This is a genomic window from Flagellimonas sp., assembly GCF_965215805.1.
In the GTDB taxonomy this organism is placed as follows: Bacteria; Bacteroidota; Bacteroidia; order Flavobacteriales; family Flavobacteriaceae; genus Flagellimonas.
The window spans coordinates 3276087-3295197 of sequence record NZ_OZ244124.1 but is presented as its reverse complement, the minus strand read 5'-3'; the positions used below and the strand labels follow the sequence as shown (position 1 = coordinate 3295197).

Sequence of the window (19111 nt, the reverse complement as noted above, 5' to 3'; positions counted from 1 at the left end):
TCTTTAATAAGCTCTATCTACATGGGTTATGTTGGGTAAAGATTCCGAGGAAATATTTTCTCTTGCCCAAGTTTCTTGACTCTAATATCTATTTTCTCTTTGATATTCACAAAGTAAAGCTGGTAAAAAGTTGGTTGCAGAGTAGCAGCGAAAGGACATAAGAGCCTTATTGTCACTAAGTATTGCCCGATTCTGCTTTAAAAAGCTAAAATTCCTGAGGGTTTCTAGGGATTTTTCACAACGATTTTTTGTGTTCGTTTCCTATTTCGTAGTACTCCAGAGTATTGATTTCCTGTGATTTACTTTCTCTAAATAAATACCCATAAGTGGGTATTCCTATTAATTAGTTTCAAACATAGTTTTAGCCAAACAAAACCACTTAGTTATGAAGAGAGCAACTGCTATTTTGATTATTATTTGTTTGCTAACAGGTTGTGGAGGAGTAAAATCACTGGGAGACGGTGCGTATTTAGCCAAGTATGATGCCGAAAAGAGAGGTGCTTTGATTTACAAAGATCGCAGCGGTAAGGTATTTACAGTTTCGGAGGTACAACCTGACGTAGCAATAAGCTCAATTCTTCAATTAAGCAGTAATCTAAGCCAGGGAGAAACATTTACTGCCGAACAAACGGTTAACATTACTAGAACAGTCGCTCAACTTGGTGAAAGAACCGAGGCCGTTAATATTCTTCGAGATGCTTTACATAGGCTCTCTGAGATAAGAAATAATAGCGGGACGATTGATAAAGAGACCAAGGAAATATTTGAAAATATTCTTTCTACAGTAAAGGAAATAATATCCACAGATAGGATAAAGGCTGAAACGGAGTTAACCCAAAGTAAACTAGAGCTTCAGCGGTTACTTACCAACTAAAAAACAATTAAAATGAAAATCTCTTACAAACCTATTTTCTTAGTGTTATTCTTGTGTCTTGATTGGTCCATTAATGCACAGAACGTTTCTGCAAATGACGGCTATTACAATTATTTAGGTTACGAATTTTTTGCCCAAGACAGGCTAAACATTTTTAATTCAGGTGACCCAAAGTCCAGGATTACTATATTACCAGATTTTGATATTCGACCGGAACTGGTAAAAGTTTACGACGAAATTGGAAATGAAATAAAGGGCTCAGCTGACATATTACATGATCAACATGCAAACAAAAAATATAGTTTCAAAGTTGTTGTGAATGTCGCTTCACCAATAATACACCATAAGGAGAAATTTCTTATTCTTGGCTATGTTCTTAATATGGCAGACAAGAAAATTATTACGAGGCATTGGATAAGAATATTAGTTGGGAAGAGAGCTAGATACTTAAACATTCTTGGCATTAAAAAAATATTAGGATGGCATAGGACTTACAAGTATGTTCCAAGGTACAGGGAATTGATTATTGACCTAGAAACTCAATTAAAAGATGAAATACTTGAGTACAGTTTTGAACAGGTATCTCCAAGGCAGATTTCTGGTTCACTCAGCATTGGAGGTGATTTAAAAAGTAGTTTAGGTTATAATAATGCCTCCCTCGGCTCACAATCCTCAATCGAATTTGTAGGCTCTGGACTTAGTTCAAAAGAAGCGAAGTTGTTGCTTCGTGGAGATTTCAATTTAACATTGAATATGATTCTGAGACTTAACAAAACACAGTTGGCGACTACAAATTTTGATTTGAATAATTATGTGTCGGCCTTCTCTGAAGAATTTTATAAAAGTATTACCAAGCAAAGAAGAAGGAAAAGAGGTTTTTTATTCTTTAAATCAAAATCTAGTTCCTTAAGTAAGTTTATAACACAAACGAGTAATTCGGGTATTACTTCTACCTCCAGCATAAATAATTCTATTTTCCTTCGTGATGTTGAGAGTGACTTGATTCTAAGAAGTCTGGAGGGTTATGTTTATAAGCCTTTCATAGAGAATGTGTCTCGTTCCTCAGCCCTGATGGATGAGGTAATAAGAAATCATGAACAAGCCAGGGTTGCTGCAGTTGCTCGTGGTGACAATAACTTGGCAAATGCACATGAAAAATACATTCAATACCTTGAAAGCCTTAAGAACAGAAGGGATAATCAAAACTTGGAAAACAATGCTTTGGAATCACTACTTTCAGCTCTCAATAATGGTGAAGGTTCTGGCGAAGCGGCCGCAGGCACAGTAGCCGCCAAGTCCAATCCATATCTTGCAGCAGCAATTTTTTTATCAAAAGGGTTGGTATTTGAAAATGAATCAAATAGTGGAACCTTTTCTTATACTTCGTTACGGCGTCACGTATTTACTCAGCAAGAAAATAAAAGTTTTAACGCACAATTATCTACACAGGTCAATAATTCTCATGTGATCGCTAAATCATATTTCCCTGAAATTGAATTGTATGATGAGTATTTGAATGAAGATGAAGTAATTGGTGTAAAATATGATGACAGTCAGTCCAGGTATCAACCAACTAATAGTGATGCAGATAAGATTACTGCAAAAACATTTGAAGAATTTATAGAAGTAAATCTTGCAAGAGGAAATAAAGAATAAGATTGAACGTAAAAGGTAATGGAATACTGTTTTGGTGAACCCGCGAAGTAGGGGAGGTGAAAGTGTATGAAATGGCCTAAGCCTAAATTGTTAATAAAAACCGCCGAAAATACCCTTAAATAATAGAAATACCCCAGAATTTCTAAGGTCTTTCTATAATGATTTTCTTCAATCATTTTCTATATCGCAATACCTCAAAATATTGATTTCCTACAACTTACTTCCCCCAAGAAAATACCCTTTAGTAGGTATTGAATAGTGCGTTTTCGAAAAGTAATTTTAAATATTTAAAACCAAGCAAAGATGAAAAAGATATCATCATTATTATTGATTTTGGCATTGGCCGTTCTTAGCAGTTGCGCAGGTCTTAAAAGTAGTTTTGACCATAGCTATAGTTCAGCGAGAAAAAAAGCGGGAATAGTTAGAGTGCCTCAATACAAATCTGGACAAGGGACGCTTACATGGGCTCATTACGATGCTACCAAAAGAGGTTCAATGATTTATGTTGACGGTAATGGGAACGTTAGAATTTTAGCAGAAAATCCACCAGATGCAGCAATCCAGTCAATAACTGAGATTTCGGCAAAAGTAGGAAGTGTCGAAGGTGTAGAAAACATTGAAGCTGCTTTGAAAACTCAAAGGAGCATTGCAGAACTTGGAAAGAGAACCGCTGCGGTCAATATGATGCGTGATGCTTTATACAGATTAAATGAAATGTATTATTCTTCTGTTGACAGGGCTGACAAGATTATTAAAAGACGTGAAGAATACATGAAAGTATTCAGTAAAAATGTTACTGCAGAAGATTTCGAAAACCTCTCAACACATTTAGAAAGAATATACCCTATTACGTCAAACGGCGCTATTGACTCGGAAGATGCTTTTCTAAAACCTTTATTTAAAACGGTATTAGATAATACCAAAGAGATAGCTGTGGAAGAGGCAAAAGCAGAAATTAAAATTGTGGAATTTAGTAGTAAAACTGCAATTGAAAAGTCAAAAGAGATTCAAGCCAAATATGAAACATTACTTAAATTCTTCGATAGTGTGAAGGATTCTTTAAGTAAAGAAGAAAAGAAGGAGTACCTAGATAAGATATTTAACCAAAAAGAATAGATTTCGATATTAAAATGTATTTCAAACAACTTTTATGTTATAAGAACTTAAGTGAAAACAAGGATTTTTATTGAGCTTCTATTGAATCATTTTTCAGATTTTCCAAATTTAAAAGTAATGGAATACTGTTTTGTAAAACCCGCAGAGTGGGGGAGGTGAAAGCGTATGGAATGAAAAACTCGACAATTGTCCTTTTGATAAAATAAATTTCCATAACCGCTTCTTTGAGTTCCATAAAATGAAAAGCAGAACTTTTAATCCGCCAGTACCATAACGGTGCGTTTGGGCGGGTGGTGCTGGTCAAGTGGCTGAGAAATGGGGAATTAACCGGCTTTCTTCCGTTTTGGTATACTTTATAACTCTTCAAGAATGGATTTTCCGCTTGACCTATCTCCAGAAGTCCATTTCCAACGTTCATGAAGTCTTATTTTTCCGTTTTTGTTCAATTTAGGTGTCGAATGACAGATTCCAGTCATTAGTTCCCCCTTTAGGTTGACTTGGTGATAGCGCATATTGATAGATCCATTTTTGTCCACCAATCCGATTAAATGGCCTTTTACGATATTTCCACCCTTGTATTCAGATGTTACAATATTGCCACTTTGCTTATATGTAAATATGGTTTTTTCGGTCGTATCTGCATTTGCTGAGCTTTCCACTACTCTAAACCGTTTGTTGTGATAGTTCATTGATTTTGCTGATAATAATCCAAAACATGTTTAGGAATTTCCATTTGCTGGGGTAGACCCTTGTCAGCAATCGGGTATTCAGCTATTTGCTTTAAAGGTACCAAACCAGCCCAAACATCTAAATCGTAATCTGCTGGTTCGTCCGCAACACCAACATCCCTTATTTTTGCTGATGCCGTTTCAATAGTCATTTCTACCACTAAGGTTCTGTCCAATTCTTCTTGGTCCATTGGCCTAATGCCATCCCAACGTCCTTTCATCATTTGTTCCATTACACAGAACAGCGCTGCTTCCTTTTCCTTTGTATCTTCAAGTTTTCTTGTTGAACCAAATAGCGTTGCGGAACGATAATTTACGGAATGGTGCAACCCAGATCGTGCCAGAACCAAAGCATCTAAATGTGTAACCGTTAGGCTCATTTCTTTGGCCTCCAATAATGCCAGCAACATTCTGTTGGCTTGGGAACCGTGTAAATAAATTTTGTTGCCTTTTCTTCCATACCCCATGGGTAATGAAATTGCCTTGTTTTTGTACATGTAACTTACATAGCCTATAAAACCAGCATCCAAAATGGCGTTTATATTTTCAACATCATAAGTTGCTCTGTTATGACCGCGTTTTACCCTGTTTAATTTAGATTTTGGATATTCTTTCATGTTTATAACTCCTTTGACAAAACGGCATTTTCATAACCCTTACCGTTGACTAGATAATTTAATTCTCCAACGTTCTTAAATTCATTTCTATGATAGAATCTGATAGCCCTATTGTTTTTTATGTAAACCGAAAGCCACATCGTATCCAATTGCAGGGCTCTGGCTTTCTTTTCAATAAAATTTAGAAAGTGTTGTCCAATTTTTAAGGGGATGAAATCATTCAAAATATAGATTCTTTCCAATCGACAATTGTTTGGCGAGACCACATTTTTGTGAAATGCGTTTACTACCAATTTGGCATACCCAACGGGTAGATCATTAACATAAATGATATAGTATAGATTTTTCGGATTGTTGATTTCCTGTTTGGTTTTTTCGACTGAAAAAGCTTCATCGAGATAAGCCGACAAGTCGTTTTTATTATCAATAAAATGACCGTGTGATTCAGCGTATGTTACTCTTCCCAAAAGGGCCAATATGTCAAGATCTGCCTCGTTAGCTGTTTTTATGTTGATCATTGCTGTTTTTTTATTTGTAATCTTCTTAAGTGAAAGCCGTGCAAAAACACTGCTATGGTGCACCCTATAATTATTGGCGCGGCACTAATTAATAAACCATAAATTATGTAGCCTATGTTTGCTATCAGTGAAATCAAACGCAGCTTGTATTCGCCCTTTGTGGACATTGAATACAGATTAATTACCAACGCTACGTAACCAATGGTATCAATTATAATTGGACTCATCTTTTTTCTGGAGGAATGCTTTTATATTGCGCTATGGTCATCCTGACTTTTTCTAAATTCTTTGGTTTAAATATGGGTTTGGTTGAAGCAGGATATTTCTCAATTGCTTTTTGTGGCCTTATGGGGCGTGGAACAAAATTTCCCGAACAACTTGGACATACATTTTCAAATATTTCCATAGCACAGGTGTTACAATAGGTGCATTCAAAGGAGCAAATCATTGCCTCTGTTGAGGTGTTTGGTAACTCTTTGTTGCAGTGCTCGCAATTGGGTCTTATTTCTAACATGCTATATATTCATTAATGGTCGTGATCCATATTAATGGTCTCAAAAAGTATGTAAACATCAAAGTCGTCCGAAAGGTCATAGAAGTAATGGCCAACGCCTCGTTTCACCCACATAATGGAACCTGGCTTAACATCGATTACGGTATTGTTCATTTTAAATTTTGCGCTGCCATTTACTACATAATTGATTTCATCAAAACTGTGCGTAAGCGTGTTATCCCCATTTAGTGATTTTGGCAACATATAGAGACCTGCAACCATTGTTGAAGTTTCTATGAATGAATTCCATACATTTTCTGATGCATCCCTTTCAGCTTCAATTTCCGCTTTCGAAAATTTCCCTGTTTTGTTTTTATGATTTGTTTTGGTCGATTTACTTGTCCAGAGCATCATTTTTAGGTCCCCTGAAAATTCAATGGTATCATCAGCTTTTAAAAACACCACATCTCCTGCTTTTAAATCCATGGTTTTAGATTTTACCGTTGCTGTACCCATCCCCTCAACAATAAATAACATACGATCGTAGGTGGAGGCTTTTAGGGTAGAGGCACTTTTGGTGACGTATGTTTCACCACTTATGGTTGGCGTATCTACATAAACCCCTGTCTCATTTAATGAAAGCATATCCAATTCATAAATCTTCCACTTCTCCTCATTTTGTGAATAGGATGAAAATGCTGTTAAAAGAAGGCACAGCACATAAAATAGATGTTTTGATTCGTACTGATTGTTCATGATTTTTAAGGTCATATTTTAGTGTCTTTATGATATTATAGCTCGAAAGTACTATATTAGTGGACTGCCATAATCGTCCAGAATGGATATAACTAATAGTCCAGATGTTTCCATTTAAAACAAGTATTCAATTCGATAGAAAAAGCAATCAGGCACTGTACCTTCAATTGTCCAATCAAATTATTCAATTGATCAAAAGCCAAAAGTTGGCGCCCAATACCAAACTTCCTGGAAGCAGAACATTGGCAGAGCAGTTAAACGTGCACAGGAAAACAATAGTGGCTTGTTATGATGAGTTATTGCTTCAGGGTTGGATCGAGAGTATTCCCAAAAAAGGAACTTATGTACATCGTAATTTACCAGTGTTACATCAACAAAAATTAAATGATGATGAAGTATCTGGTGTAATTAATAATGCTGATTTTTCTTTTTATAAGAGTAGTATCCTACCAAAAATACCCACCGAAAAGCGGGATGACTTTATGTACTTGAATGATGGTATTTCGGATACCAGATTAACTCCCATTGATGAAATTGCACGGACGTACAGAAGTGTTTCATCCAAAAAAAGTATATACGAACATTTGTCCTATGGTTCTACCTATGGTAATGAGACCCTACGAAATGTGTTGATGGAATATTTGAATTCAACCAGGGGGCTGAACATTACCAAGGAAAATGTACTGATTACCCGTGGCAGCCAAATGGGCATTTGGTTGTCAGCGAAACTATTGCTTCAAAAAGAAGATGTTATAGTGGTCGGTAATACCAATTATGTTTCCGCTGATTTTACCTTTTTAAACCAGCAAGCAAAATTGGAACGCGTTTCGGTAGATAAAAATGGACTTGTAACCGACGACATTGAAAAACTATGTAAGCGACACCAAATTAAAGCGGTATATGTGACCTCCCATCATCACCATCCAACAACAGTAACGCTTTCTGCAAAAAGAAGAATCCACCTTTTAAACCTTGCACAGCACTATAATTTTGCGATTATTGAAGATGATTACGATTATGATTTTAATTACAATCATGCTCCAATTCTACCATTGGCAAGTCACGACACCAACGGAAACGTAATTTACATTGGTTCTGTTTGTAAAACGGTCGCTCCAGTGTTCAGGGTTGGGTATTTAATTGCTTCAAAAGAGTTTGTGGATGAAGCTGCAAAATTAAGAGGTTATGTGGACAGGCAGGGTGATGCACTTTTAGAATTGACCTTCGCGAGCTTTATAAAGTCTGGCGATTTGGACAGACACATTCGTAAAGTGATGAAAATTTACCAGCAACGACGTGATCTGTTCTGTAAACTTTTAAACGATGAATTCGATGGTATTTTTCAGTTTGAAACACCAAAAGGTGGAATGGCGGTTTGGATAAAGTTGCATCCGGATTACTCTTGGGATACCATTTCCGAAGCGGCAAGAAAACACAGGCTGGAAATTGGAGATTGGCGGCAGTATGATGCAGCCAAATTAGGGCACAATGCAATTAGAATTGGTTTTGCCACGTATAACGAGGAAGAAATTCATGAATTGATAAAGAGGTTAAAGCATGCAATTAAGAGTACGCTATAAAAAAGTAAAGAATCCCTTTAGGGTTCAAGGGCATCAATTTATAAACAAAAGTTATGCGAGTAAATACGGTTTCTGCCGAACCTAGCGAATCCTTCGAAGCTTGAAAAGCGAAGAAGGAGGGTAGGGAGGTGTTTTTATGGCTTCGCCAAACCTTTTAATTTTTCAAAAACAACCACCTTGTACATAGCGCTAACAGGAATCTTTTTATCCTCAAGCAATAAATGGGTTCGGGTAGCTTTTGTAATCCTTTCCAAATTGACAATATAGGATTTATGCGTACGATGAAAATTTTCTGGTAATAAGGTAGTGATGTTAATGAGTGTATCTGAGATAAGATACATTCTGGCATCCGTAAAAATTTTCAAATAATTCCCAAAACTTTGAATGTAGCGAATTGATTTCAACGGAAGGGCAATCGGTAAACCATCATGCTTTATCCGAAGTTCTTCTTGTTTCTTATTCGGTTTAGGTTCTGCTATGGTCGAAGTTGAAACTTTGTTTATGGCTTGTAAAAAGCGTTCAAGTTTTATAGGTTTCAATAAGTAATCGACCACCCCAAAGTCATAGCTTTCCAAGGCATACTCGGAATATGCCGTTGTTAAAATCACTTTAGGGGATTGTATCATGGAACGTAAAATTCCCATGCCATTGAGCTCCGGCATTTCAATATCCAAAAAAACCAGGTCGATTTTATGTTGCTGAATAAAATTCACGAACTCGATTGGGTTCCCGGTACTTAGGACCAACTCAAAGTTGTTTATTTTGGAACAATACTCTTCCAGCACTTCCCGTGCTAATTGTTCATCATCAACAATGGCAATTTTCATCATTCCTACTATTCGGTTATGTCAATGGTTAAATTTACATGATATGCCGCCTCCATATCACTGATCTTTAATTCATGGGCATTCGGATATAATAAATTCAGTCGCCGCTGCACATTTTCTAGTCCCGTTCCCATTCTTGTCGGTTGGGTTACTGCATTGTGTTTTGAATTTACAACATGAACATGAAGCCTGGAATTTTTAATGGAAACATTCACATCAATGGTACTCTGTGCATTGGTGGCTTGGGCCCCATGTTTAACCGCGTTTTCAACAAACGGTATGAGTAGCATGGGCGCTATTTTATAATTTGACGATTCCCCTTCAATCAAAAATTCAATGGCACACCGTTTGCTCAACCGTTTTTCCTCCAGCAATAAATAATTCTCTATAAACTCCAACTCTTCCTTCAGCGAAACAAAGTCCTTTTTAGCACTTTCCAATTGATATCTCATTAATTCCGAAAGTTGCATCACAACCTCGGGAGTTTCTGTGGATTGCTGCCTGGAAAGGGCATAAATGCTATTCAATGAATTGAATAAAAAGTGAGGGTTTACCTGTTCCTTTAGGTAGTTCAATTCCAGTTCTCTTTGCAACTTTTCTTTTTCTTCCTTTTGTCTTTGCATGAGTGCACTTCTCCTTAAAAAGAAAGCGGCCATACCAGTACCTGTGGTGTAAATAAGAAAAGAAGACATTTTAGTGATACCTATCCAGTTGAATTTTGGATATATTTTAATACTCACTCCAAGAAATATGGCTCCAATAAGTAGGAATCCGTATAAAACATATTTTTTCTTATCAAAAAGATATGGGATAAGGATAAAATGATTTATCCATATCACGGTCATAATACTTATAGTATAACTAAGTCCCCATAAATAAAAGGAATAAAGCGAGTCATATTTATCTATGAGCATCCATCCACCCAATAGCTCAAGGATGAGCACCAATACAAAGGCACCCAGGTTAATGAGGATGGTATTCTTCAAAGACTTTTGTAGCATGAACTCTTCCAGTTGAGGACAAAAGTACCACGTTCAAACACAAACCTTCATAATTTCTTGTAAAACGCATATATCAATGATGAAGTGATTTCATCATTTAATCGCTTGGCTTATCCTGTTTCCAATTTCCGGCAGGGTTTATACGGTAGTTTTATCGTTCAGAAATAACAAATAAAACAATGAAAAGCATAACCAAAGGGCTACTCGCACTTCTTCTTTTACTAACAAACCATGCGTTTACACAAGGAAATAGCGCAAAAGAAATCACAACCACCCTAACAGGGTCTTCGTTAGAATTACCCCAAGTTCGGGTAGTGCCTATTAAAGACACAAAAACAGAACGAAACTATGAACTTTATATAGAGGTACCAGAAGATTATGCTGAGAACCCTGGTAAAAAGTATCCTGTCCTGTATTATACAGATGCCGTGTGGCATCTCGAAATGCTGTCTGGTGCTACGGAATACATCTTGGAAGACATTATTTTGGTTGGAATTTCCTGGCAATTGGATATCAATGAAGACCTAATAAAGGAAAGGGGAGCCCATGTGAGCAGGTTTCGTGATTACTCCATGAGCAAACACAGCGATCCTGAAATTCAAAACAAATATCAATTTGGCCAAGCCAATGAGCATCTGGATTTTATTCGCAATGATGTCATTTCCTATGTTGATGAAACCTACCGCACCGACCCAAACAGCCGCACCTATTTTGGATACTCACTCAGTGGTGAGTTTGGAGCCTATATACTACTAAGTCAACCTGATACCTTCAACAATTACATTATCGGTAGCCCAACGGTAAGAGGTGAACTGGATTACTTAAAGGAACTCAACACCAAGTTTGGGCCCTATGAGTCATCCAATAAAAACTCGAGTCTGAATGCCAATGTTTTTATTGCATATGGCTCCTTAGAAGAAGAATCGGTGGTGGAACCTATCGATGCGTTCGTTAAGCTATTAAACGAAAGAAGGGATGGCGGTTTGTCCGTCTATAAAGAAGTAATTGATGGAGACCATGGTACAGCATTCCCTATGACGGCGGTTCGCAGTATTGCCTGGTTGTCATCTCCAATGAATCATATTTCAAGGGATAGCAAGGAGATTTCATTCTGGTCCATTCCGCACCTAAATAACCCCTATATCACCCAAGCTCCGGAAGATAGGGAAGATGGTATAGCGGTAGGGGAGTTGGACATTGCTGAAGCTGATAAAAATGCAATCCTAGAAGTATCCCAGGAGATTTTTAAGGGTACCTATGGGAATTACGATGCATTGCTTATTTCACACAAGAACAAACTGGTCTATGAATCCTATTACAAAAAGGGGCGGGTCAATTTGCCGCACGGGCAGGCCTCAGCGGTAAAAGGGTATACCAGTTTGGTGTTGGGAAGGGCCATTGAGCTGGGATATTTAAGCATGGATGATCTAGACAAACCTTTGATCCATTTCTTGAAAGACCTAGACCCTAAAAAATTCACAGCAGGAGCTGATAAAATCACCCTTCATAAAGCATTGACCATGCAGGGGGGATTGACCATCGACGAAGAGAAATGGAAAGAAGTTGAAAACGATTCCGTTCGTTTGAAAGGGCAGGGGCTGGTGCAGACACTTCTGGAACGTAGCGCGCCCATTACCAAGGAGACCCAGACCTATTTATATGGCAATTTTAACCCCATGATGGTCATGACCGTTATTGACGCTGTGGTGCCTGGAACAGCGGAGAACTTTATAAAGGAAGAATTTCTCGACAAACTCGGTATTACCAATTACCAATGGTCCAATCATGCCAGTGGTTTGCCACAAGCGGGATGGCAGGCCCGAATTATGCCTCGTGACATGCTCAAGTTTGGACAATTAGTGCAAAACAGGGGTAAATTGAATGGGGAGCAGTTTATTTCTGCAGCCTATCTAGAAAAAGCAACCAGTGGAATTGTAAGGCCAGCCATAGATTGGATGCCCAAGAATTACCGTTATGGATATTTTTGGTACTATACCCCAGTACAGGTTGGGAACAAAAGCTATGACATGACCTTGGCTTGGGGAGGTGGTGGACAGCGTGTTATCGTGGTAGAAGAATTGGATTTGACCATGGTCATTTCAGGTTTTGACAGGGATGATGACAAAATTATGAAGCCCATTTTTGAAACCGTTGTACCGGCATTTGCCAAAAATTAAACTGTTTTTTTAGGACCTAGAGCATAGCAAGATTTTAACGATCTCAGACCTGTTCTGAGGTTGTTTTTTTATTAGAGCTTTTCAACCAAAAGCAATTTACGCCCCCTGATTGCCCTTTTCGGAAGTTAAATACACCTTTGTTACTGCTTCTTTAAGCTCCATAAGCACATGGCAAACGTTTTGCCGCTCCAAATCTGAAAAAGTATCCATAGGAACAAAGTGCAACATAAAAATGGTCTTGCTCAAACTTTGGATCAGCGAAAGCAGATCGCCCTCATGGCAATCTACAAGGTAGGCGAGTAGGGGGGATAGGTCAAGTTTTTGGGAGCTCATGGTTTGTATTTTGGATTAAACCTAAAGAAGTTAGGGATTTAATAAAAACTTACGTATATATAAGTTAGGTAAAAATATATTTAAGTTAAACTTATGGTATTTGTGTTGAAAATGCAAGTTGTTCTTACTTAAATTGTAGGTATAGTTATATTTTAAGGGCTTGAAATTATATATTGTGTTTTCTAAGAAAGGTAATGGCAGATAGAATTAATAGAATAAAAGAAGTGTTGGTTATTCAAGGAAAGTCGCAAGTATGGCTTGCTGAACAATTGGGTAAAAGCACCACCGCTATCACGGCAATCTGTACCAACAGGTCCCAACCTCATCTCAAAGACCTAAAACGTATGGCCCAAATCCTCGATGTGGATATACGGGAGCTTTTGGTGTCGACGAAAGGGTAACGCCATTTTCATCGGCCTCAACGGAAAAGATAACACTTAAAGGGCAACCATTGTGGAAATTTTTAGCAACCTCAGAAAACACATCCCTTATTGGATTCTGGTGATGTCCAGCTATGGCATTTTCAGGTATTATGGTTTTGCTGACAGTCTTCAAATGCCAAAACCCAATGTATCAGAATTACCCCTTCCTTTTGCCCAAATTTTGGGGATTTTTGCACTGCTTGGATTTGGTTTGGGCGTTTTTTATGCCTGTGTCGATTTTTTCTTTGAAAAATATGTATCAAAAAGGTTGGGGATTGGAATCAGGCAGTTTTTAAGGGTTTTATCCTATTTCTTATCCACGGTGTTCATCATCTCCATGGTAACCTTTGTGGCTTCCAATATACTAGACCTTGGGATTGATATTTACTTTGGATGGTGGGTTCGGGAAAAGCAATTCTGGGCCATAATGTACTACATTGTTTTGTGTTCCTTCGTCCTCTATTTTATCAGCTCCACTACTGAGCGATTCGGAAAGGGAAAGTACTTAAAAATGCTCTTTGGCAGGTATCGGTTTCCTAAAGAGGAAAGGGTGATTTTCATGTTTTTGGATTTAAAGGATTCCACGACAATAGCAGAAAGCTTGGGTCATTACAAATACAGTGAACTATTGCAGGAATGTTTCTTTGATTTGAATGAGTTGGTTCTCCAGTACGATGCGCAGATCTATCAATATGTAGGTGACGAAGCGGTGGTGTATTGGTCCTATGAAAAGGGTTTGGAGAATAATAATTGTGTAAGCCTATTTTTTGCTTTTGAAAATTTGCGAAAAGAAAAAAAAGAAAGCTACCTGAAAAAATATGGAATTCACCCCGCATTTAAGGCGGGAATCCACGGGGGTAAATTAATAGCTGTAGAAGTTGGACACGTTAAGAGAGAACTTGCCTACCATGGTGATGTGATCAATACAACCGCACGGATTCAGGCCGAATGCAATAAACAAAATGAATCCCTGCTCATTTCTGAAGAGCTGCTAATGGCTATGCACAAGGAATTTAGACCCGAATCCAAGTTTGTTGGTAATATTCTTTTGAAAGGCAAGAAACAAGGAGTCAATATACACTCAATTGATGGTTAGTATTGATTGGAAAATCTGGAGTTGGAATGGATGCACGCGGCAATTAAACATAATGACTGATTATAGATACATTTAAAATCAAATAAAACGCCACCGCGCCATCCTTCTTGATTTTAGCCTTAGCCACTGGCTAAACCTAAAATACAAAATGTACTATAATTATGATTATGTAAAATGGGATTCAATGTAACTAACGTTCATATTGTATTTTCCCCTACCAGATTCTTTTATATAAAACTTTACATTTAATTATCTTAAATCAAAATAATGTAATTGTAAAGTGCACATACTTAGAATTAAACTTTCCTCAGGAAAATATAAACCAGTTCTTATTTCTGATGGAATTCCAATATACCTTTCTTTTAAGTATAGTGTCTTAAAATTAAAGACCAGATCATACAAAACTCAATACAATCATCTCCACTCAATTAAAATTGTATTTGAATATTATCATCAGCTAGAAGTTGATTTTCCAAAAGAAGTATTAGCTAATGATTTTAATAAAGTATGGGACAGCTTAGACAATCTTATAGATTGGGTCTATTACTATAAGTCCAGGAAGAAAAATAGCGAAAAACCAATTATTTCAAATTTAACTTTCAACTCTCACCTTTCAAGAATAAAAGAGTTCGTAACCTGGTGTTTTCTTAATTACTCCTTGGAAAACAAGAAAATAACGATAAGAAAGATAAATGGTTTATTCAACTCACATAAAATTAGAATTGGTCCCTCTAGTACTTATAAGAGTATTTCTAATAAAGATATATCATCGATACTGAACCTGATAGATTCCAATAATGAAACCAATCCCTTTATTAAAAGAAACAGAATAAGGAACTATGTGATTTTTTTAATAATGATGGACACAGGCTTAAGAATGAGCGAGTTACTTAAGTTAACAACCGATGATATTATAAGAGATGAACAAAAAACATATCTAAGAATTCTAAACCGTAATGACGATATAGAAGACTCAAGAATATCTCAGCCAAGACTTAAGAATCTACATAGTCAGAGGATCATTGGTATTGGTTCCAAAACCTATCAAATCCTTGACCAGTACATACTTTACACTAGAAAAAGGAGTCGAAGTCATCGATATCTTTTTACTTCTGACAGGAAGGGTTCTCCCCTTTCCAAAAGTACTGTCTCGTCCATATTCAGTGTCATCTCTCAAAAGACTGACATCCAGCTAACTCCACATATGTTACGACATAATTTTGCAGAGAGAATGCTAAAGTATCTTATTGAAACAAGAGGAATAGATATGGAAAGAGCTAAAGATGAACTCCAACTGATTTGTGGTTGGTCACTAAACTCAAGAATGCCCATCCTATATTCTAGAAACTACATTTCCAAACTCGCAAATAACCATAATATTGAACGGTTAAAAAATGAAGAATCAAACCAAAATCCCTGACAGAATTTCAATTACATCTGTAGCAGATAATTTGAGTTATGATGTGCTAACCGGAACTGACTCATGGGAGTTATTTTATGGTGGGAGTTCATACTTGTTACAATGGGAAAGCTATAATTTTCACGATGAACTGGAGAAAATTTTGAAATTATTCATAATTCACCGTATCTATAATAAGTCAATAATTACTGTTATAAATGGAGATTTTAGATTTATAAAACATCTTGATCAAGCTAATCTTACTTTTCCTTTCTTAGTAACTGAGATTTTTGGATTTTTTCAAAAGACAAATAGCCACGTTACAGTTTCTGTATTCAAAACCTTTTACAGCTGGTGTTGTGATAAGTCTTTTTCTGGTTTTATTAGAAGAATCTTGCTAGAAATCAAGGAATTCAAAAATAAACAAAGGGACCCCTACTCTAGCGTTTTTTTAAGTCAAGAATACATCAGTGAAACAGAAATGGCCACGATTTATGAAAGGATTATTGCTTTAAACCATTTCAACACTTATGAACAGCTCAGGAACAATATCATTTTGTCTTTAGCCTATGAATTGGGCCCTCGTAGATCTCAATTTTATCCGTTGAATGTTGGGGATTTCATAGTTCATAGTAGTGTCGCGGATAAGGTAAAATATTACTCTTTGAATTTACCTATGTCTAAAAAAAGAAAGTCCTTGACTATTGAGAAAAGACTGCGTTCTCTAAGTAAAAGCCTTGGACAGAAAATAGAAAGATTAATAAGTTTTCATAATGAATATATAGAATTCGGAGACCCATTATTTGTTGATACTTCTGGTGAGAGACTTAAGGCACAGATGTACACAGATATCGTCAAAAGAGAATTGAAAACCATAGGTATTCGCGCATCGTTAACCGATTTTAGGCATCATCTGGCCCAAACCCTTGCAAATCAAGGAGCTTCAGCAGAAGTAATAGCTGAAATCATTGGACATAATTCAACCATTCCAGCAAGAGCTTATATAACTGCTACGCCAAGAATAGCAGACATTAAGAGCGAAGCCTTGGGAAAAAGCAAAAGATACCAGGAAATAATGCAGATGATGAATACAGGGGAAATTGTTGATAAGAACACCATATCAAAAGAACGATGGGTAAAAGGCATTGTTGGGAATCAATATATTGGAGGAATTGGTTCATGTGGTCTTCCGTCAAATACAGTATGTCCCAAAAACCCTGTCTATGCCTGTTATACTTGCATCAAATTTCATCCATTTGTGGATGGTAGGCATGTAGAAGTTAAAGAAAGTCTTCAAAAACAAGTTCAATATCATATCGATGTATCAGAAGCGGGTAACGATATTGAGCACAACCGGCCAATTTTACAGCTGGAAAAGACAATAGGTGCTGTAAAAAAAGTAATAGAAAAAATAAAAGAGGAAAATGGATGTAAACCAACAACTTGAGACTTTCATCAATACCGAGAGAAAAATCTTTAATTCCTTAAATACTAAAATTGATTGGGATTCTGAAAGATGGGATGTCGAAGATTGGCTATTTCATCGTGGAAAAGATAAATATCTAGTGTTCAATGCTGCTCTGAGGATTAGTGGAAAGATACCTAACTCTCTAAACCTTCCAAAAAAGGGACAACTCCCCCACCCTTATATTGATTTTGTAAAGGCATTGGTAGTCTACTTTAGAAGAACCAAAGGAATTGGTTATATGGCACTAAGAAATTGTGTTATTGAATGTAGACGTCTGTATATCATCCTTTACAATAGAAAAGAACGGTCTCCAGCTCAATTGACTAGGTGGCACTTTGAAGAAACTATATTATTGCTTAAAGCAATTGGTTATAAAAACCTATTCGATGCCGCAACTTGCCTTAAAACAATTGCAGACCTTATCGATTTAAAAAAGTTTACCCCCTCACCTATTGATTTTAATCATGGTATTAAGTCAGGCAACAGATATTATCATTATGATTCAATAAAATCGACTGATATTAATGAGCGCACCGGTAACGATAAATTACCAAGCTTCGAGGCACTCAAGGCATATGCTGTCTGCACCAATAATCCTATTGACGACAACGAAGAAATTCTGTTGAGAACCATAGATTTATTAATTGCCATGGGGCTTAGGGGAAATGAAGTCACATTTATCCCTTATGATTGTTGGACCGAGGAACCTCTGATGGATAAAAAAGGTAAGAAAGTAAGAGATTTACATGGTAATCTTCTTGTCAATGTCGGGATTCGATACTATGCAGAGAAACAGTTCCAACCTAGAATTCATTGGCTGGCCAATCAAGACATTCCACTAGCAAAACGAGCCGTTAACAGACTAAAAGTATTAACTGCTGAAGCCAGGGAGGTTTTATTATGGCAAGAAGCTAATCCCTGTAAAATCTGGAAGTATGACAAACAGGAGTTAATTTCTGATGTCCAAATGAAGACCTTTTTAGGATTTAATCGAATTATTTACTTGCAAGGGTATCTTAGAAGGCATGGGGTCACACCAGTAAAAACAGATAAAAGTTACTTTGAATACCGTTCCGAAAAAAGTCGGGATGTATTTTACTCTAAAATATATCGAGCAGGTGATGTTGAAGACTTTCTTCTTAGTATAAAGCCCGATTCGATAAACCTAAAAAGTGAAGATGGGCATATAGTATTAAAAACTAGTGAAATACTGCCACTTCGTTTCCAAGGCTCATTTAGATTTAAGAGAAAAGCAAATACTTTCAAAGTCTTTGTTGAATCAATTCCTCTTCAAAAAATTAATGGTGCCTTAGGATCTATCCCTGGAGCTGAATCAATTTTTGAACGGCGCAATTTAACTGAAGCTGATGGGTCAAAAATCAAGATGACCAGTCACCAACCCAGACACTGGAGAAACACGCTTTATGAATTGGCTGGTATGAGCAATGTTCAACAGGCTTTAGCAATGGGCAGACAAAACCTGACTCAAAACAAGTCTTATCAACATACAACAACCAAGGAAAAAACAAAACTCCACCAAGACTTTCTAGGATTTGATTCGGTAAAGGATAAAGTAACTTTTTTGAGAGACGGTGTTCGAAATAAAAGTATTCTTGGGGAAATAACAGAAACATATCACCATTTAAAAGCTAAACATGGATTAGAAACCGCTGACACCTTTTTGAACACTCATGGATTGGCTATACATTTAACACCTTTTGGTGGCTGTACACACGATTTTAGCCAGTCTCCTTGTAAAAAACACCTCCAATGTTGGAACGGATGCGGTCATTTGCATAGAACCAACGCTCCAGGAGAGACAGAGCGTATAAAAGAGCAGCTTAGAAGTAGTGAATCTATTCTGAAGAAAATGAAATCTGATTCCACAAAACCTTATGGACAAGATGTTTGGGTCAAGGATTTGGAAATGAAAATTAAGAACCTCAAAAAGGCTTTAAAACTCAACCCCTCCTCCACTCCAATACAATTATTTCCTGATGGTAAAGAAATCACAAAACCAATATCTAAACGAAGAAATAGCTCAGTCTAA

General features: G+C 36.9%; 19 protein-coding genes. 10 read left to right on the top strand and 9 right to left on the bottom strand.

The genetic code is table 11. The features are described from left to right. The first annotated feature begins 385 nt into the window (after nt 1-385). From ACOOE0_RS14605 to ACOOE0_RS14595, 3 genes are all read left to right on the top strand, one after another. The gene (locus ACOOE0_RS14605) at nt 386-874 is read left to right on the top strand and encodes a hypothetical protein (RefSeq protein WP_420399640.1); all 489 of its coding nucleotides are present in this window, start codon (nt 386-388) and stop codon (nt 872-874) included. 12 nt (nt 875-886) lie between these two features. After that, the gene (locus ACOOE0_RS14600) at nt 887-2530 is read left to right on the top strand and encodes a hypothetical protein (protein ID WP_420399639.1); all 1644 of its coding nucleotides are present in this window, start codon (nt 887-889) and stop codon (nt 2528-2530) included. A gap of 303 nt (nt 2531-2833) precedes the next feature. Then, on the top strand, nt 2834-3646 hold the full coding sequence (locus tag ACOOE0_RS14595; protein WP_420399638.1) for a hypothetical protein: 813 nt from the start codon (nt 2834-2836) through the stop codon (nt 3644-3646). A gap of 67 nt (nt 3647-3713) precedes the next feature. On the opposite strand, the gene ACOOE0_RS14590 is transcribed toward ACOOE0_RS14595, so the two are convergent. The 6 genes from ACOOE0_RS14590 to ACOOE0_RS14565 form a co-directional block, all read right to left on the bottom strand. Further along, on the bottom strand, nt 3714-4064 hold the full coding sequence (locus ACOOE0_RS14590; RefSeq protein ID WP_420399637.1) for a hypothetical protein: 351 nt from the start codon (nt 4062-4064) through the stop codon (nt 3714-3716). Further along, complete coding sequence (locus ACOOE0_RS14585) at nt 4000-4335, bottom strand: n-acetylglutamate synthase (RefSeq protein ID WP_420399636.1); 336 nt, start codon at nt 4333-4335, stop codon at nt 4000-4002. Before ACOOE0_RS14585 ends, ACOOE0_RS14590 begins: the two co-directional genes overlap by 65 nt. Further along, a complete protein-coding gene (locus ACOOE0_RS14580) occupies nt 4332-4991 on the bottom strand; it encodes a pyridoxamine 5'-phosphate oxidase family protein (RefSeq protein WP_420399635.1) in 660 nt (219 codons plus the stop codon). Before ACOOE0_RS14580 ends, ACOOE0_RS14585 begins: the two co-directional genes overlap by 4 nt. 2 nt (nt 4992-4993) lie before the next feature. Then, nucleotides 4994-5509 carry a GNAT family N-acetyltransferase gene (locus ACOOE0_RS14575; protein ID WP_420399634.1) on the bottom strand — a complete coding sequence of 172 codons (516 nt, stop codon included), beginning with the start codon at nt 5507-5509 and terminating at the stop codon, nt 4994-4996. 223 nt (nt 5510-5732) lie between these two features. Further along, the gene (locus ACOOE0_RS14570; protein WP_420399633.1) at nt 5733-6023 is read right to left on the bottom strand and encodes a DUF1272 domain-containing protein; all 291 of its coding nucleotides are present in this window, start codon (nt 6021-6023) and stop codon (nt 5733-5735) included. Between the two features lie 12 nt (nt 6024-6035). Then, nucleotides 6036-6758 carry an AraC family ligand binding domain-containing protein gene (locus ACOOE0_RS14565; RefSeq protein WP_420399632.1) on the bottom strand — a complete coding sequence of 241 codons (723 nt, stop codon included), beginning with the start codon at nt 6756-6758 and terminating at the stop codon, nt 6036-6038. Between the two features lie 104 nt (nt 6759-6862). On the opposite strand from ACOOE0_RS14565, the gene ACOOE0_RS14560 reads away from it, so the two are divergent. Continuing rightward, the gene (locus ACOOE0_RS14560; RefSeq protein ID WP_420399631.1) at nt 6863-8338 is read left to right on the top strand and encodes a PLP-dependent aminotransferase family protein; all 1476 of its coding nucleotides are present in this window, start codon (nt 6863-6865) and stop codon (nt 8336-8338) included. Nucleotides 8339-8472: 134 nt separating this feature from the next. Here the strand turns inward: ACOOE0_RS14560 and ACOOE0_RS14555 are convergent, their stop codons facing one another. Then, entirely contained in the window at nt 8473-9168 is a 696-nt protein-coding gene (locus tag ACOOE0_RS14555; RefSeq protein WP_420399630.1) for a LytR/AlgR family response regulator transcription factor, read from the bottom strand. A gap of 5 nt (nt 9169-9173) precedes the next feature. Beyond that, the gene (locus ACOOE0_RS14550; RefSeq protein WP_420399629.1) at nt 9174-10166 is read right to left on the bottom strand and encodes a sensor histidine kinase; all 993 of its coding nucleotides are present in this window, start codon (nt 10164-10166) and stop codon (nt 9174-9176) included. Nucleotides 10167-10345: 179 nt separating this feature from the next. Between ACOOE0_RS14550 and ACOOE0_RS14545 the strand changes: the two genes are divergently transcribed. Next, complete coding sequence (locus ACOOE0_RS14545; protein WP_420399628.1) at nt 10346-12343, top strand: serine hydrolase; 1998 nt, start codon at nt 10346-10348, stop codon at nt 12341-12343. A 96-nt stretch (nt 12344-12439) separates the two neighbouring features. On the opposite strand, the gene ACOOE0_RS14540 is transcribed toward ACOOE0_RS14545, so the two are convergent. Beyond that, nucleotides 12440-12676 carry a hypothetical protein gene (locus ACOOE0_RS14540; RefSeq protein WP_420399627.1) on the bottom strand — a complete coding sequence of 79 codons (237 nt, stop codon included), beginning with the start codon at nt 12674-12676 and terminating at the stop codon, nt 12440-12442. 194 nt (nt 12677-12870) lie between these two features. Here ACOOE0_RS14540 and ACOOE0_RS14535 point away from each other — a divergent pair, with 194 nt between their 5' ends. The 5 genes from ACOOE0_RS14535 (at nt 12871) to ACOOE0_RS14515 (ending at nt 19111) form a co-directional block, all read left to right on the top strand. Next, nucleotides 12871-13077, top strand: coding sequence for a helix-turn-helix transcriptional regulator (locus ACOOE0_RS14535; protein WP_420399626.1), 207 nt, complete (start codon nt 12871-12873; stop codon nt 13075-13077). A gap of 52 nt (nt 13078-13129) precedes the next feature. After that, nucleotides 13130-14194, top strand: a complete 1065-nt coding sequence (locus ACOOE0_RS14530; protein WP_420399625.1) for an adenylate/guanylate cyclase domain-containing protein — start codon at nt 13130-13132, stop codon at nt 14192-14194. A 280-nt stretch (nt 14195-14474) separates the two neighbouring features. Beyond that, on the top strand, nt 14475-15614 hold the full coding sequence (locus ACOOE0_RS14525) for a tyrosine-type recombinase/integrase (protein ID WP_420399624.1): 1140 nt from the start codon (nt 14475-14477) through the stop codon (nt 15612-15614). Then, nucleotides 15589-17040: a tyrosine-type recombinase/integrase gene (locus ACOOE0_RS14520; protein WP_420399623.1), complete on the top strand. Its 1452-nt coding sequence runs from the start codon at nt 15589-15591 to the stop codon at nt 17038-17040. The genes ACOOE0_RS14525 and ACOOE0_RS14520 overlap by 26 nt, the downstream gene beginning before the upstream one ends. Continuing rightward, nucleotides 17018-19111 carry a hypothetical protein gene (locus ACOOE0_RS14515; protein WP_420399622.1) on the top strand — a complete coding sequence of 698 codons (2094 nt, stop codon included), beginning with the start codon at nt 17018-17020 and terminating at the stop codon, nt 19109-19111. The genes ACOOE0_RS14520 and ACOOE0_RS14515 overlap by 23 nt, the downstream gene beginning before the upstream one ends.

Coding starts and splice junctions, on each gene's coding strand:
- ACOOE0_RS14605 (WP_420399640.1), top strand. CDS start 386: ATGAAGAGAGCAACTGCTATTTTGATTATTATTTGTTTGCTAACAGGT.
- ACOOE0_RS14600 (WP_420399639.1), top strand. CDS start 887: ATGAAAATCTCTTACAAACCTATTTTCTTAGTGTTATTCTTGTGTCTT.
- ACOOE0_RS14595 (WP_420399638.1), top strand. CDS start 2,834: ATGAAAAAGATATCATCATTATTATTGATTTTGGCATTGGCCGTTCTT.
- ACOOE0_RS14590 (WP_420399637.1), bottom strand. CDS start 4,064: ATGAACGTTGGAAATGGACTTCTGGAGATAGGTCAAGCGGAAAATCCA.
- ACOOE0_RS14585 (WP_420399636.1), bottom strand. CDS start 4,335: ATGAACTATCACAACAAACGGTTTAGAGTAGTGGAAAGCTCAGCAAAT.
- ACOOE0_RS14580 (WP_420399635.1), bottom strand. CDS start 4,991: ATGAAAGAATATCCAAAATCTAAATTAAACAGGGTAAAACGCGGTCAT.
- ACOOE0_RS14575 (WP_420399634.1), bottom strand. CDS start 5,509: ATGATCAACATAAAAACAGCTAACGAGGCAGATCTTGACATATTGGCC.
- ACOOE0_RS14570 (WP_420399633.1), bottom strand. CDS start 6,023: ATGTTAGAAATAAGACCCAATTGCGAGCACTGCAACAAAGAGTTACCA.
- ACOOE0_RS14565 (WP_420399632.1), bottom strand. CDS start 6,758: ATGAACAATCAGTACGAATCAAAACATCTATTTTATGTGCTGTGCCTT.
- ACOOE0_RS14560 (WP_420399631.1), top strand. CDS start 6,863: ATGTTTCCATTTAAAACAAGTATTCAATTCGATAGAAAAAGCAATCAG.
- ACOOE0_RS14555 (WP_420399630.1), bottom strand. CDS start 9,168: ATGATGAAAATTGCCATTGTTGATGATGAACAATTAGCACGGGAAGTG.
- ACOOE0_RS14550 (WP_420399629.1), bottom strand. CDS start 10,166: ATGCTACAAAAGTCTTTGAAGAATACCATCCTCATTAACCTGGGTGCC.
- ACOOE0_RS14545 (WP_420399628.1), top strand. CDS start 10,346: ATGAAAAGCATAACCAAAGGGCTACTCGCACTTCTTCTTTTACTAACA.
- ACOOE0_RS14540 (WP_420399627.1), bottom strand. CDS start 12,676: ATGAGCTCCCAAAAACTTGACCTATCCCCCCTACTCGCCTACCTTGTA.
- ACOOE0_RS14535 (WP_420399626.1), top strand. CDS start 12,871: ATGGCAGATAGAATTAATAGAATAAAAGAAGTGTTGGTTATTCAAGGA.
- ACOOE0_RS14520 (WP_420399623.1), top strand. CDS start 15,589: ATGAAGAATCAAACCAAAATCCCTGACAGAATTTCAATTACATCTGTA.
- ACOOE0_RS14515 (WP_420399622.1), top strand. CDS start 17,018: ATGGATGTAAACCAACAACTTGAGACTTTCATCAATACCGAGAGAAAA.